Here is a 15,626-nt window from a genome sequence, read left to right as displayed (position 1 = left end):
CCCCCACTCTAGAAGCGGTGAACTAATCGCGGTCCCCGATCCAGAGTTTACCGACAAAAGATGAAGTTGTCCAGTGTTGCCACGGCACGCCAGCGCCGCGGCGGCCCGGCCACCGAGTCATCGTCAGACTCGATGGCCGGGCTTCCTTCAGATCAAAGAACCCCCGCTCACTTGAGAAGCACCATCTTGCGCGTCAGCCGCGTGTTGTCCGCGACGAAGTTCGCGAAGTAGACGCCGGTCGCCACAGGGCTCCCGTGTTCGTCGGTGCCATCCCATTTGAACGTATGGTATCCCGCCGGTTTCACACCGCTGAACACCGTCCTCACCAGTTGGCCCCGCACGTTGTAGATCTTCAGGCTCACCGGCGTGGTGTGTTTCGCCGGTATGCCGATCCGCATCTGCGTGACCGGGTTGAACGGGTTCGGGTAGTTCTGGCCCAGCGAGAGCTGCTGAGGCAGCAGAGTCGGCGCGTCGGGCGATCCCAATGTCTCGCCACCCGCCGCCACGGTGAGCGTCGTGGTGGACGCCAACCAGTCGAGCGCGCGGCCGAGAACGGCTGCACGCCGTGCCGGCTCCTGGATGTAGTACAGGTTGAAGGAGAAGTAGACCGCCGAGTGGCTCGGTCCCACGAACCGCACGCCGGCCAGTGAATCCGGTCCGGACGGTGCGAAGGGCCACAGCTTCGGATCCCACTCCTTGCCTTCCTTCTCGTAGAACTCGCGGTTCTCCTTCTCGGTGTCCCACCGGTCGGAGGCCGAGCCCACGCCACTGTACCGATAGACCGCCTCGGCACCCGTCCAGGTGGTCGAGAACTTCAGTTCGTCCGGGTAGCTCCCGGAGATGGTGAAGGTTTCGCCCGCCCCGATGGGGTCACCCGGCGCGCTCGAAATCTGGAACCACGCCGGGTTGTCCTTCACATAGGCCGCGCCGGTGTACTGCTCCATGAACGGCCGCGCCGAGGAGCCGAACGACAGGTCGCGTCCCATGAAAAAGATCTGCTGGCGCGTTCCGTCGTCCGTGTTGAGGAAGGCGGTCAGCGCCGCAAGCTGCGTGGCATCGAAGTAGAAACTCTCATCTACGACGATCGCCTGGTAGGCGTTGAGGACGGACTGGTCCGGGACTCCACTCACGTCCCAGTCCCAGATGTCGTAGGTGCGTCCCAGGGTGGCGAACGCCTCCTGGAACATGAGCGGAGTGGTCTCCGCGGTGCCACCCACGATGACCAGGTAGTCACCCGAGGGCAGGATGCCGAACTCCCAGGTGGAGGTTCCCGGCGCCCCGTCCGGATCGGTGGACCCGTTTGAAGCGTTGTCGGTGGCCGAGAAGTACACCTTGATGCGCGTACCGCTCGACTGACCCGGGATATCCGCCCCGTACTCGTCCGCACTGCCCGTGCCGGTCATGGCCACGGTCGTGTAGATCGTTCCGCCGTCGGTGCTGTAGTGCATATCCACTCCAGCCACGCCGGAGAGTGCGTCGACAACCGTCGCCTTCACCAGGTACGGACCCGTTTCATCGAAGGTGCTGAGCGGGATGGACCGCGAAACGAACGCCGGCCCCTCCGTGTCCTCCATACCCTCGATGCGCACGTCGTCGACGTAGAAGCCTGGATACTGCACGCTGCCGTCACTGCCGAAGTGCAGGCGGACGATGACGCCCTGACCCTTGTACGGGGTCATGTCGAACGTCGCCTTCTGCCAGAACTTCTGGCCGTGACCGCTGAAGCAGCGCTCACCCGCAATACCGGCGTTGCCGCTGGTAGCCGTGGCGTTGTAGCCGATGTCGGGCGTGAGAATCGTCCAGTTGGAACCGCCATCGGTGGAGACCTTCACGTTCATACCGTCGTAGTTGAGCTCCGTGTCGTACCACATCCACAGGCTCATCTGCGCGTAGGTACTCCCGTTGGGTACCACCACCGGCGGCGAGTCGAGGCGGGAGTTGCTGCTCGCGGTGTAGTTGGCCGAGAGCTGCGTCGCCCACAGGTTCACGCCGGAGTAGGCGCCACCCGGGCCGCTGGTGGGCGAACCCCACTGCCAGTCCTGGCCGATGGCCGAGAATCCCCCGTCGTCCGCTTCGAAGTCCCACGCGTAGAAGTCAACGACCTCAAGGCTGTGGAATCCGTTCTGCGGACTGCGTGCCGTGTTCGGAACGCCGGCAATATCCCTGGCCACGATGAAGTACTCGTACAGGTCGCCGAATACCGACGGTCCCGGCATCGAGCCCTCATACGTGTCGCCCATGGTGTTGGTCATCGCCACCGTGGTGGTGCTGCCGCCGTTCTTACGCCACGAGAGCTGAACGGAGGAAATACCCGCATTGTCGGTGACATCCGCCGAGATGACATACGGCCCGGTGATATCGGCCGTCGTGCCCACGGGCGCGTGCGCGATCACCGGCGGTGTCAGGTCGGCGTTGACATCGAACGAGTGCTGGTCCGTCGGAGCCGTCGGCGGGTCATACGACGTATTGCCGTCGAGATTGGCCGCGCTCAGGTAATACCGCACGGTCGTTCCCAGCGGCTGCGCCGGTATCGACGCCGACCACTCGTCTGGATTCGCGGTGGGTGTCATCTGCACAACCACCGCTCCGCCGCCGACGTCGTACGTCATTCGCACGCGCGTCGGATCCAGGTTGTCCGAGTACACCAGCGCAGTCACCGCATACGGGCTGGTGGTGTCCTCGGTGTCCGGCAGCGGGCTGTGCACGATTTCCGGCGACGCGAGCCAGCGCAGGCCGCGATCCATGATGCCCTCGCGACGCGACAGCTCGGTTACATAGCTCATGTCATAGGTGAGGTAGATCGAACGGTAGGTGTCTCCGTTGTAACGGATACCGCACGCCGCATCGAGACTGATCGGCGCATCCGGCACCACACCGTCCCACTCCTCTCCGTACTTCTCGAGAGTCTCTCCGTACTCCGCGCGGGACATCGCCGCGGTTCCCGGAGCGGTGAACCGGTACACGATGAGGCCACCCGGATAGGTGGTGGAACGCTGGATCTCATCCACCGACGTGCCGTTCAGCAGGAACGTCTCGCCGATGCCGATGGGATCGCCCGGCTCACCGGTGATTTCCTTCCAGCCCGCGTCGTTCTGCACGTACTCGGAACGCAGGTACTGCATGATGAACGGGCGGTTGGAGGAGGTGAGTCCGACGCTCCGCGCCAGGATGAAGAAGCCCTTCTTGGACCCGACCGTCCCGGACTGCAGGAACGCACCGTACGCCGTCATCTCGGCGGACGTCATACTGCTCGTCTCCTCCAGGATGATGTTCTCGTACGCGCTCAGGTGATTGAGGACCTCGCTGCCCTGGCTCACGAAGCTCCAGTAGTCGGCCTCGTAGCCGTTGGCCTCGAGCGCCGCCCGGTAGCCGTCCAGCCCCGCACCCAGGGTGGTGGAGCTGGAAAGCACCAGCGTCGGCGCGCTGGGCAGAATGGCGAACAGGTGGGTATCACCCGGCGCCCCCAGCGGTTCGCGGGTGGTATTGCCCGCGTTGTCCGACGCTTCCATGTAGAAGCGGATGCGCGTACCCTGCGCCTGTCCGCCGATGCTCGCGCTCCACTGGTCGCCCGTCCCCGGTGTCATTGGCACCTGGACGAACGGGCCGCCGTCGAGGCTGTAGTACATGTCGACGCTGGCGAGACCCGAGAACAGGTCGCGCACGTCGGCGCTCACCACGTACGGCCCCGCCGTGTCGAACGTGCTGGCCGGAACCACCACGTTGCTGAACGACGGTGCCACGTCGTCCGTGTCGCTGCTGCGCAGACGCATGTCGTCCACGTACCAGCCGGAGCGCTGCACGCTGCCGTCACTGCCGAAGTGCAGGCGGAGGATCACCTGCTGGCCCGCAAAGGCCGACAGGTCGAACACGTCCTCCTGCCAGAACTCCTTGATGTTGGTAAAGCAGGGCTCGTTGGGAATGCCCGCGTTGCCGCTGCGGGCCACGCCGTCATAGCCCCGCGCGGGAGTCACGATCTGGAAGGTGGCACCGCCGTCGGTCGAAACCTTGACGTTGCCGCCGTCCCACGTGTTCTCCATGTTGTACCAGTGCCAGAACGAGAACACCGCGTACGGCCGGTCGGCCGCAATGGTGATCGCCGGCAGGTCCAGCGTGGCGTTGGAACTGTTGGGATAGTTGGCGCCGAGAATCGTCGCCCACAGGTTCATCCCGGAGTGAGCCATGCCCGGACCGCTGGTCGGGGCACCCCACTGCCAGACGTCACCCGTCTGCGTGAGACCGCCGTCATCCATCTCGAAGTCCCAGACGAACTCCTCGACGATCGAGAAGCTGTGGCTTCCCGTGGCCGGCTCGCGCGTGACGTTGCCCGAGTACGACTCGTCCATCGCCAGGATGAAGTAGTCGAACTGGTCACCCACCATGGTGGGGCCCGGAATCTCGCCCAGGTACACGGGCGAAACCGGGTCGGGCGGGATCATCTTCGCGCGGTGCCAGAGGCCGCCGTTCTTCGAGTACAGCAGGTACACGGACTCGACCCCGATGTTGTCGGTCACTTCCGCCATCACCGGATACGGCCCGGTGAGATCGTTGGTGTCGCGCAGCGGCATGTGAACGATCTCCGGGGCCACCATGTCTCTGCCCACGTAGAAGCTGTACCGGTTGAGCGGTGCTCCCAGCGGATCCACGGAGGCATGACCCTCCACGTCCGCCGCGCGGATGAAGTACGCGACCTCCGTGTCCGACGCCTGCGCCGGAATGCTGGCCGCGTATTCGTCCGGTGCACCGGTCGCTATCATCGCAACCGTGAAGTCCGGCCCGCCATTCGCGCTGTACACGACGGCAAAGCTCGACGGATCCAGCGTGAAGAAGTCGGACGTGATGGTCGCGGTCACCGTGTACGGGTGCGCGGTATCCTCGGTATCGCCCAGCGGTGTGTGGTTGATCTCGGGGTATCCCTGCAGCCAGTCGAGCACGCGGTCCATCAACTCGGTGCGCGTGCTGGCATCGGCGATGGCCTCGAACCCGAACGCGAAGTACACGAGCTTGTAACCGTTCTCGTAGGTGAGACCCGCGGTGCCGGAATCGGCGATGCCGTCGCCCACGACCCCGCCATTCTTGGTGACTTCGCCGACCGAAACCGGCGCGCCCGGAACGTTGGGATCGTAGAAGAACGCCGACATGGCGCCACCCACCGGATTGATCTCCGACGGGTAGGCCTGGTTGCTGGCCCCGCTGCCACCCGAGATGGCGAACGAGAAGCCGAATCCCACCGGGCTGGCCGGGTTGCCGAGCACGGCACCGAGTGCCACGTCATCCTGCACGTAGGCGGCATGCAGGTAATCCGCATAGAACGCCTCCGTCCGGATGTCGTAGCCGATGTCCTGGCCGGTCATGAACAGGCGGCCGCCGCCGTTCAGGTACGCGGCCAGTTCCGCCTGGTCGGCGGCCGTCAGCGTGGTGGTGTAGTCGTTGCCGGTGAACCAGACCACGGTTTCAAACGCACTCATCTGCGCCGCCGTGGGTGGCGAACTCACCGTGAGATACGACCTCCCCGCTCCCGCAACCGCCGCCTCGAAGTAAGACTCGAAGGCGCCGCCGGCGTCGTCATCCACGATGAGGACCTGGGCCGGCATGAGCGTCACGTTGAGCGGCGTCGTCATCCCCTCCATGACGGCAATTCCGTTCCGCGTCGTCGCGGGATACGGGAACACCGGCGTGAAGACGAGGTCGTAGGTTCCCACCGGCAGCGTGATGCTGTACGCACCGGTCATGGGATCCGTCGACGCATTCACAACCACCTGTCCGGCGAGCTTCACCGCGATGGAAGCGGACACACCCATGCCGGACTGCGAGTCGGTTACCGTGCCGGCGACTGCGCCGGACGGCAGCTGAACCAGATCGAAGTCCTGCGTGGTCGTCATGTCCGCCACCAGGGTGACGAGCGCGGAGGCGGACTCGTAGCCGAAGCGACTCACCTCGATGGTGTGATCGCCGGCCACGATGCGGATGCTGTAGTCGCCGTTGGCGTCGGTGGTGACGCGCTGGCCGGTGTCCGCCACACGAACCAGGGCGCCCTCGACGGGCATCCCCATGCTGGCGACGGTACCGTCGAGCGTTCCCACTCCCACCAGCGCGGCGCTGACGGCCGCGAACGCGTTGACGCGTCCCCAGCCGTAGTTGTTGTCCATGCCCGCCGCGCCCAGATCAAGTGCCGTCTGCGCGAGGATCTGTTTGATCTCGGCGACGGTCATGCTGGGGTTGGCCTGGCGCATGAGCGCAACGGTCCCCGAAACGTGCGGGGCCGCCATGGACGTGCCGCTCCACCCGCTGTACTCCCACTCCCCACCGGGCACGGTGGAATAGATGGAGACACCGGGCGCGGAGATGTCCGGCTTGGTGTAGGTCCCGACATACGGCGGGAAGTTCCACGTCACCGGGCCACGGCTCGAGAACGACGCGATCACGTCGAGGTTGTCGGTCGCTCCCACGCCGAAGGCGCTGGGGACGTTGCCCGGGCTGCCGGTTGTGCTGGCACCAGGCCCGCTGTTGCCGATCGAGAAGCTGGGGAACACGCCGGCCGCGACCATGTTGTCGGTGGGCGCCACCATCTCGGTGTACGTTCCCGTAGCGCCGAGCGACATGTTCACAACCTGCGCGCCGTCGTCGGTGGCGGGATTGCCATCGGGATCGATGATCCACTCCATGCCGCCCACGACCTGCGCAAAGCTCCCGCTTCCACCCGGAATGACCAGACCGTGCATCAGGCTGGCTTCCGGCGCGACACCCACGTCCCACCCGCTGGCGTTGCCGCCGACCATGGTGCCGGTGGTGTGGGTTCCATGCTGGTCACTGTCGTGCGGCACCGAACCGGGAATCACATTGCCGTTGCCGTCGAACTCGGCCCATCCCCCGGGATAGGTGGGATCGGCCGGGTTGTTGGTGATCATCTTGCCGGCGATGTCGGGGTGGTTGATGTCCACACCCGTATCGAGTCCGCCGACACGCACCCCTGCACCGCGCAGACCGAAACTGGTCCACACCTGCTTGACGCCGATGTAGGCGATGTTGTCCCACGGCTGGCTCTGGTGCGGATCCGGCAGTGGATCGTCCGCCGGCCGCGGCGGCACGGTGACGGTGTAGTTGTCGAACACCTGTTCAACGTCCGTGCGGCGCGCGATCTGTTCGATCACGGACTTCCGGGCCTGGACGAGAACCAGGTTGTCCAGCCAGAACTCGCGCGTAACACCGACGTCGGCCCGGATGTCCGGGCGGTTCAGGAACGACTTCAGCTGCGCCTGCGAGACACGCGCATTCTGCCGAAGCGAACCGAACACAGCTGACCGACCCAGGTTCGCCTGGGGCGGGGGGCCGATGGAACGAAGCTTGACGATGGCGGTGACCATCTCATCGGGCGCCGCCTCGTCGAGCTGTTTCTGAAGACCCGGTGCAACGCGTTCGGGCCTGGCGCCGTCCGCGGCATCCACCGGTTGCAAAGACGGAATGATCAACAGCGCGGAAAGAAGAACCGCGCCGAGCAAGAACATATTCTTGAATCTCTTCATGGCTCTTCCCTCCTAGCGCGATCCACCATCGCCGATGAATTTGTTTTGAACGTAATAGGAGACACGATAGTCTTCGTACTCCCCGAAGAGCTGCGCGCCGTCCGGACTCATGTCGTCATCGTCATACGCAACCACGGCGCGCACCCACAGGTGGCGGATGTCCTTGCCGGAGTTGCCGTACTTGGCGCTGGACGTCATGATCTCCGTGACATCCGGCACCTGGAACGACGTCAGATACGAAACCACGATTTCGTCGTCCGTGGCCGGGAACCTGTCAGCCAGGTTGAACGAATGGTGGATCATCCGCTCTCCCGGTTTCCATTTGTCGTCCTGGTTCCAGTCGACCCACATCGAGATCGTCAGATCCTGCTGGAATTCAGCGGGCATCCGCAGGGAGGCGTCCGGGATTCGGACCACCCACAGGATGAGCGCTTTCTTGTTGGGCACATAGAAATTGCCGTGATTGATGAACCAGACGCCATCGATCTCAGCGTTCGACGCCCCGAGCTGTTCAAAACTCTGCTCGGAGACTGCAATCGTGGGATACTCGGCTGGCGCCGGTGTCTTATCCACGTATTTGAAGAAACCCTTGCCGTTTGGCTGCTTGACAGTGCCATCAGCCAGGTAGGCGTTCAGATCCACATCCGCCGCCACGCTCTCGTCGTACAAGAAGATGTTCGTCACGGCGTGGGCGCTCGCAAGCGGCGTCGCGAGCAGGAGGAGGAAGATGAGAAGGCGCAAACCCCATCTGTTCCCCGTCATGGTGGTCCTCCAAGGGGTTGGGTGTTCAATTCGCCGCGCAACCGAATCGGTTACGCACCCTCCCTGTCATACCGCCACGCGTGGCGGAACTTCACCGCGCGTTACGCAAGGACATGGAGGCGGAACCCGAAACACAAGATCGGAACGCGAAGCGCGAACATCGACACCTGACGGATGCTTAGACGGGAACCTGCCGCGCGAGAGAGTGGAACTGCGCAGAGAAGCAGCGCACGGCAGTCTGATGGAGTGGGGCGTTCGCCGGGCATGGTGCAGCTAGCACGCTCGATTTCGGTTCCGACCGAAGCCGGTCTTTTGAAACTGCTTTGCCCTTAACTGCAGATCGCCAAGCCGAGGTACTACAAGAAAGAGGGTATACCATGCCCCGGCCCGCGCGTCAACTGAACCTCCGCCGGTTTCGGGAGGGGGCGTATTTCAAGTTAGAGGAACGCGTCTATTCTATTCGGTCACGAAGGGCGGCGGCAGCATGGTGTCGAAGCACGACGTGTCCAGATCCACCACGCTCCCCTTCTCGAAGAACTGCGCGATGACGGCATCGTAGCACTCCATGTGCTCGAGGCCGTCCGGATGGTGCCCCAGATGGTCGATTACCAGCACCAGGCTGTGGGTCAGGCGCGACGAGATCTCCTGCGCCCAGGCAATCGGCGTCACCGCGTCCATGCCCCCGGTGATGAACAGCGTGGGCGCCTCCGCGACGACCGGGGCGAGGTCCGCGTCCGGCGCCGGCGCGAGCGCCCACACCGCGCACGCACCCATCTGCTGGTCGACCCGCCAGCGACCGAGAAAGGTGCGCGCCGTGGCGGCGTCGATCGCATCCGGCGCGATGCGCGTGGTCCCCTCGGGGCAGATCGTGCACAGATACATTCCCTCGGCGATCGAACCGCCCGCGCCGCCGGCGAGTACCATCTGCAGGAAAGGCCGGAAGTCGTCCTGGGCGGCGTGGTGGATCAACAGCGGGATGAGCCGCTGCGTGGGCGGCACGTACAACAGCGAGCGCAGCGCCTCGCAGAAGGGCCCCTTGCGGATCTCCACGCTGCGCGCACCGGTCGAGTCCACGAACTCCGCAAAGACCGGACCGGCGTCGAGCCGCTCCAGCAACTCCGACCATTCGCGGCGCAGCGACGGATACGCGCGCCCGCAGTCGGGGTCGCTGTCGCAGTCGTCGAGGATGCGCTGCAGCACGGCCTCGGCGTTGTTGGCATGGTGGAGCGGGATCTCTTCGCCCAGCGGAACCGCGCCCAGCATGACCGCCGCACGCACGTTGTCCGGGTACTCGCGCATGTACATCTGAACCACCTGGGTGCCGTATGACAGGCCGATGAAATCGATCTGGTCATAGGCCAGCGCGTTGCGGACGTCTTCCAGGTCGCGCACCGCGTCGATGGTACCGTAGTGCGAAAGGTCGGCCGTCTTCGCGAGTTCGTCGCGGCAACGCGCCACGGCGTCGGGGTCGTACATATCGTCCATCTTCGAGACGGCTTCCAGTTCCGGGCAGCGCAGCGGGTTGGACTCGCCGGTTCCCCGCTGGTCCACCAGCACCACGGGGCGGCGCTCGCGGTGCACGCGCAGCACACCGGCGTACTCGGCGGCACCCGCGGTGGCGGATACACCCGGTCCGCCGGCGATGTCGAACAGCGGCGGCAGTCCCGAGCCCTTTTCGAGGGCGGGAACGATGACGATGTGCAGGGAGATCTTGCGCCCGCCCGGCTGCGAGCGGTCCTCGGGCACCTCGAGCGTGGCGGTCAGGAAGGTGTCCTCGATCCCCTCAATAAAGAAGGGGACGATGGGTATGGTGGGCTTGCGCACCACGACCACGGCGCTGTCGGCGGCGGTGGAATCGGGCGCCTGCGCCGCCTCCTGGGCGGCGGACCGCATCGGGAGAACGGCGAGGAACGAAACGACAAGAAGCCTGGCGAAGTGCATGAAGGACCTCCTCGGCCCGCATCCTAACACGATGCAACCAGGCAGTGTAGCCGCGAAGGAACGCCGCGGCAGATCCGTGGTAAGGTTTCGCCGCCCCGCGCGTCTCAGCGCCCAAACTTTCGCGTGTCGGCCGAATCGGATGGCGCTACAATATGAGCCTGCAGTGCCCCGCAGCCCGAACCGCGGCCGCCTGCGGTCCAGACCGATATGAAACTCCCAAGCTATCTCGCCTCGGCGCGGGCCTGCGTGTCCACGCGCGCCTGTTCCTATGCGCGCATGGTGGCGCTGCTGGGCCTGGCGCTGCCGTTCGCGGTGCTCGCGCTCACCCGCTACCTCGACGCGTCGACCGGTCTCAACTCCGCCGGCGCGTACGCCATTCTCGTCTTCCTGGGCTACTATGTTCTCGTTCCGCTGGTCTTCCTGTCGCTGGTCTTCCTGGTGTTGATCGCGTGGCCGCGCGTGGCGCGCACGGTTTGCGCCACGCTCATCGGCGCGATGCTCTTCTACCTGGTGTTCGACGCGACCATCTACCGGGTGTACCGCTTCCACGTGGACGCCTTCTGGCTCGAGTACGCGTTCCAGTCCTTCAGCGGCATCGGTATTTCGGGGCTCACCATCGCCATGGCGGCCGCGGTGGTGGCCGCGGTGACCGCGCTCACCGCATTCCTGTTCCGCGTTTCCGGCCGCATGCGGCACCCGGGGCGCCTGGCCGCGGCGGTATTCCTGGTGGCGTTGGTGTCCTATTCGGCCAGCCAGGCGCTGCACGTGCTCGCCTACGAACGCAACGACACCCGTTTCACCGACATGACGCTGCGCTTCCCGTTCTACTTCCCCATCACCTCGCACCGGCACGCGCTCAAGTACGCCGACCGGCTGCCGCTCATCGTGGAAACCTCCGGATCGGCGGACGATGCGGGTCAGGCGCTGCACTACCCGCTGCGGGACGTGGCGTGCGATTCGACCATGGTATCGCGGCGGCCCAACATCCTCCTCCTGCTGCTGGAGAGCTGGCGCTTCGACGCCATGAACGAGCGGATCTCGCCGCACATGGCCGCGTTCGCCTCGCGCGCATCGCGCTTCGACAACCACTTCAGTTCGGGAAACTCCACGCCCAGTGGTGTCTTCTCGGTGTTCTACGGCATCCACCCCACCTACTGGGCCGCGGTGAAGGCCAACTGCGCGGCCATCGACAACCCGGTGCTGATCGACGTGCTGCAGCAGAACGGCTACCGCTTCGGGATCTTTGCCGACTCGCACTTCGAGCGCCACAAGATCAAGGACGGGATGTTCCGCGGCATCGACGTGCAGGAGGAATTCGAGGGGCGCAGCGCCGATCTGAAGGACCAGGACCTCACCGGGCGCCTGCACCGCTTTGCGTTGGACGCCAACGCCGCGGGCCGGCCGTTCTTCGGGTTTGCGTTCTACAAGTCGACACATTTCAGCTACTACTACCCCAAGGACACGGCGCGCTTTACCCCGGCCGGGAAGCTCAACATCGCCCTGGCCAACCGCGAGCGGGACCCGGAGGCGTTCCTGAACGACTACTACAACGCGGTCGGCTGGGTAGACTCGCTGGTGGGCGATCTGCTGGACGGTCTCGAGGCGGAGGGAATACTGGAGAACACCATCGTGGTGATCACGTCCGACCACGGCGAGGAGTTCGACGACAACGACGCCAACTACTGGGGGCACACCAGCAACTTCACCGGGTACCAGACGCGGGTGCCGCTCATCATCTACGTGCCGTGGCGGGAACCGCGCGTGGTGTCCGAAGCCACCGCCCACATCGACATCGTCCCCACCCTCATCCAGGAGGGCCTGGGTTGCAAGCAGGACGCGGGCGACTACAGCAACGGGCTCAACCTGTACGGACCGCTGGCCGACCCACGCCCGTTCGTCATCAGCAGCTACGTCAACCACGCCATCGTGGCCGACGACGACGTGTATTCGGTGTTTCCCATGTATGTGCAGAAGTACAAACTGTGGGACATTAACGCTCGCGTGGATGGCATTCCCCCCGACCTTGCCGCGCGTGCCATGGACGAGATGCGCCGCTTCTACCGCACCGCCACACCGTTCTGAGGCGGCGCGTGCCTACTTCTGCCAGCGCAGGGGTTTGATCCAGGCGTTGCGCGCGGAGTCCTCGATGAGCGACGCCAGGCGACGCTCCCGGGTTTCCTCCCGCTTCGCGGACATCACCCACGCCGCGGCGAGCCGGCGGTAGGAAGGCGCCTGGGCCTGAAAGAACGCCCACGCCTTCCTGTCGGCGCGCAGCCGTTTCATCATGGCGGGCGCCAGGGTGACGTGCTGGTTCTCATGCGCGTAGACACCCGAACGGTCCTTCGTCCTTCTCCCGAAGGCCTCCAGGCCGGCCGGCGCCATGAGGCCCAGCTTCTTGAGTTCTCCCACGCGCTTGATGTTGGCGTTGCTCCAGGTGCTCTTGTGCGTGCGGGGCGTGAAGCGGTGGGTGTAACTCTCCGCGTCCACGCGCTTGAGGAGACCGTCGATCCAGCCGTAGCACAGGGCCTGGTCGACGGCGTCTTTGTAGGTGATCCCCTTGCGGTCCACACCCTTCTTGTAGAAGCCCACCCACAGTTCGGTCACGCGCGCGTGGTTCTTCTCCAGCCAGCGGCGGAACTCGGCGGCGGAGCGGAAATAGCGGACGGGCGGCAGCTCGGGCATGCGCGCATTGTAGCCAGCGGGCGCCGCGGCGTCTACTTGAGCAGAACCAGTTTGCGGGTGTGGCGTTTTCCGTCGGCGTCCAGCACGCAGAAGTAGATGCCGCTCGACACCGGACCGCCGCGGTCGTCACGGCCGTCCCACACCGCCTCGTGCATCCCGCCCGCCTGCGGCTCGTCGACCAGCGTGCGCACCAGCTTGCCGGAGACGTCCATCACCAGCAGCCGCACCCGCTTGGTGGCAGCACCACCCGGCAGCGTGTACGGGATCACCGTGGTGGGGTTGAACGGGTTGGGGTGGTTCTGCCCCAGCGAGAGCGCCACGGCCGCCGTGGTCACCGTGGCCACCGGCGAGCGGAACTCGTTGCCGTCGGCCGTGCGCACCACGAGCTCGTAGTGGTAGGTCACGCCGGGCTCGACCGTCGTATCCAGGTAGGAGCCATTGGCACCCGCTACGTCACCCTCCCCCACCACCTGCGGATCCACGCTGTCACCCGCACGGCGGAGTACCGTGAACTGGTCCGCGGTCTCGTCGCCGCCGAGCTCCCACGTCACCATGACACCCGCATCGGTTTCCGACGCGCCGAAGCGTGAAATGAGAACCGGCGTAATAATGCCGCACCAGCAACTCCAGTCCTCGTTGATCGTCAACGATTCACCGGAGCACATCCCTGCTTCGAAGTTGCAATCCACGAGAACGACATGGCTCGCGCCGGGAGCGGGCAGCAGCGGATACTCGCAGCACGGTGGCGTGGTCCCCAGGCCCATGTAGTGAATCGTCACGACGGTCGTGTAGGGTCCAGCCAGGCAGCCGTCAAACGACACCGTCATGCCATCCTGCGAGTTTCCGGTGGCAATGAACCCCGCACCCAGTTCCTCACCCAGGTACACGCCGGTGAAACAGGGCGGTTTGGGCGCGGCGAACTGAGCGCCGGTCACGCCAGCCGAATTCACCACCACATACACGTCGAGGGGACCGGACATCTGATCGCTGAGACTGCAGTTCCCTGCGGTCTGGTCGGGGTAGATGCCCATGTTTCCCCCGCGGCAGGACGGGCTCGGTGGCACCACCTCAAACGTCCACTCCGGTCCGCTCACCACGAACTCACCGTCGGTCGCCACCACACGCCAGTAGTAGACACCCCCCTCCTGCAGGAGGCCCGGATTGTAGAACTTCTTGGTGATGCCCGTCGCCACCAGCGGCGGCGGCGACGTGTCGCCCAGATAAACGTCGAAGGTGAGGGCGTGCCCGTTCGGATCGCTCGCCGACCACCCCAGCCAGGTCCACAGGGACGCCGATCCGTTGTTGGACGGACGCGGTTGCGATGGCGGGTTGGGTGGCGCGTTCACGCCGGTTGTGAATGTCCAGTCCAGGCCCGCCGACTCCGCCCCGTGCATGTCGCGCGCCACGATGCGCCAGTAGTACGACTGCGACGACGCGAGTTGGTCGAGTGGGAACGACGTAGCCGCGTGATTGCTCGCCACGAGCACCGGCGGGAACGTCGTGCCGAAGTAGACGTCGTAGGTGATCGGGTCGCCTTCCGGGTCCGAGCACTGCCAGGCCAGGTCGGCCTGAACGGAAACCCCGCTCGCGTTCTGCGCCGGCTGCGGCGCGGACGGCACCGCGGGGGGTCCGTTATAGCCCTCGGTGGCAAACGTCCACACCGGCCCGGATGCCTGCGAGGTGTCGTCGTACGCCACCACCCGCCAGTAGTACCGCATCCCCTCCACCAGCTCCGGCAGCTGGTGGCTCTGCTCCTGCAGACCGGCGGCAAACAGCGGCGGGTTGAAGGCGGTTCCGAGATAGAGATCGAAGGTGAGCGCGTCCCCGTCGGCGTCGTCGCTCACCCATGAAACCGCAACATTGATAGGAACGTTGTACGCCCCATTCGCCGGGAACGGATGGTGTGGCGGGTCCGGCGTGGAAGTCGCCGGTCGTGTTTCGAAGTTCCACAGCGGGCCCCAGGTCTGGTGCCCGGCCGCGTCGTGTGCCACCACGCGCCAGTAGTGCTTGGCGAGTGGCGCCAATTGGTCCGGTGAGTATTCCGGCTCGGTTGCCGTCGCAACCAGCGGGGGCGGCGAACTGGTGCCGAGGTAGACGTCGAAGCCGACCAGGTCGTCGTCGACATCGGTCCCCACCCAGCTCAGCGAGGCATTCACGTCCACCCGCTGGGCACCCGATGGCGGGTCTGGCTGGCGGGGCAAATCGGGCGGGCTGCTCCCCACACAGCCGCACGACTCATCGGCGTTGATGTAACTCACCACACCGGTCCCAACCGCCTCGTAGAACACGCAGTCTACCACGATGACGCTGTTCTTGCGCGGCGCCGGAATCACCGTGTACGCGCAGCATGCCGGCGTGGTGCCAAAGCCGAAGTAGTTGATGGTGATGACGTGTGTCGGATCCGTCAGGCATGCGCCCAACGCCACGGAGATGTCGGTCTGTGAATTGCCGATGGTCAGGATTCCGGGCGCGATGGAATCGCCGACGTAGTTGGCCGTCATGCAGGCGGGCTTCGGCGCCGCGAACTGGGCGCCGGTGCTGCCTCCCGGCGCCGGCCGCACGACCACGTAGTAGGCGATCGGTCCCGTGGTTTGATCGCTGAGCGTGCAGCCGACGCCAGTGGGGTCGCTGTAGACGCCGATGGACGCCTGTCCCCACGCCGGCCCGGAAAGCGGCGACGCGAGGCACGCCCCGGCCACGAGGAGTGCGACCACCCCGCGG

General features: G+C 65.3%; 6 protein-coding genes. 1 reads left to right on the top strand and 5 read right to left on the bottom strand.

Annotation, left to right across the window (positions count from 1 at the left end):
* Window positions 1–167: 167 nt before the first annotated feature.
* The 3 genes from OEX18_09515 to OEX18_09505 form a co-directional block, all read right to left on the bottom strand.
* Window positions 168–7,520, bottom strand: a complete 7,353-nt coding sequence (locus OEX18_09515) for a S8 family serine peptidase (GenBank protein MDH4337495.1) — start codon at window positions 7,518–7,520, stop codon at window positions 168–170.
* Between the two features lie 12 nt (window positions 7,521–7,532).
* The gene (locus OEX18_09510) at window positions 7,533–8,282 is read right to left on the bottom strand and encodes a GEVED domain-containing protein (protein MDH4337494.1); all 750 of its coding nucleotides are present in this window, start codon (window positions 8,280–8,282) and stop codon (window positions 7,533–7,535) included.
* A 456-nt stretch (window positions 8,283–8,738) separates the two neighbouring features.
* Complete coding sequence (locus tag OEX18_09505) at window positions 8,739–10,223, bottom strand: alpha/beta hydrolase (protein ID MDH4337493.1); 1,485 nt, start codon at window positions 10,221–10,223, stop codon at window positions 8,739–8,741.
* 207 nt (window positions 10,224–10,430) lie between these two features.
* Here OEX18_09505 and OEX18_09500 point away from each other — a divergent pair, with 207 nt between their 5' ends.
* Window positions 10,431–12,305 carry a sulfatase-like hydrolase/transferase gene (locus tag OEX18_09500; protein MDH4337492.1) on the top strand — a complete coding sequence of 625 codons (1,875 nt, stop codon included), beginning with the start codon at window positions 10,431–10,433 and terminating at the stop codon, window positions 12,303–12,305.
* A gap of 12 nt (window positions 12,306–12,317) precedes the next feature.
* On the opposite strand, the gene OEX18_09495 is transcribed toward OEX18_09500, so the two are convergent.
* A complete protein-coding gene (locus tag OEX18_09495; GenBank protein ID MDH4337491.1) occupies window positions 12,318–12,896 on the bottom strand; it encodes a YdeI/OmpD-associated family protein in 579 nt (192 codons plus the stop codon).
* 41 nt (window positions 12,897–12,937) lie between these two features.
* Window positions 12,938–15,619 (bottom strand): hypothetical protein, encoded by a 2,682-nt coding sequence (locus OEX18_09490; GenBank protein MDH4337490.1) that lies wholly within the window; start codon window positions 15,617–15,619, stop codon window positions 12,938–12,940.
* Window positions 15,620–15,626 lie beyond the last annotated feature (7 nt).

Source organism: Candidatus Krumholzibacteriia bacterium, from assembly GCA_029865265.1.
In the GTDB taxonomy this organism is placed as follows: domain Bacteria; phylum Krumholzibacteriota; class Krumholzibacteriia; order WVZY01; family JAKEHA01; genus JAKEHA01.
This window is presented reverse-complemented; position numbering and strand designations above follow the sequence as displayed.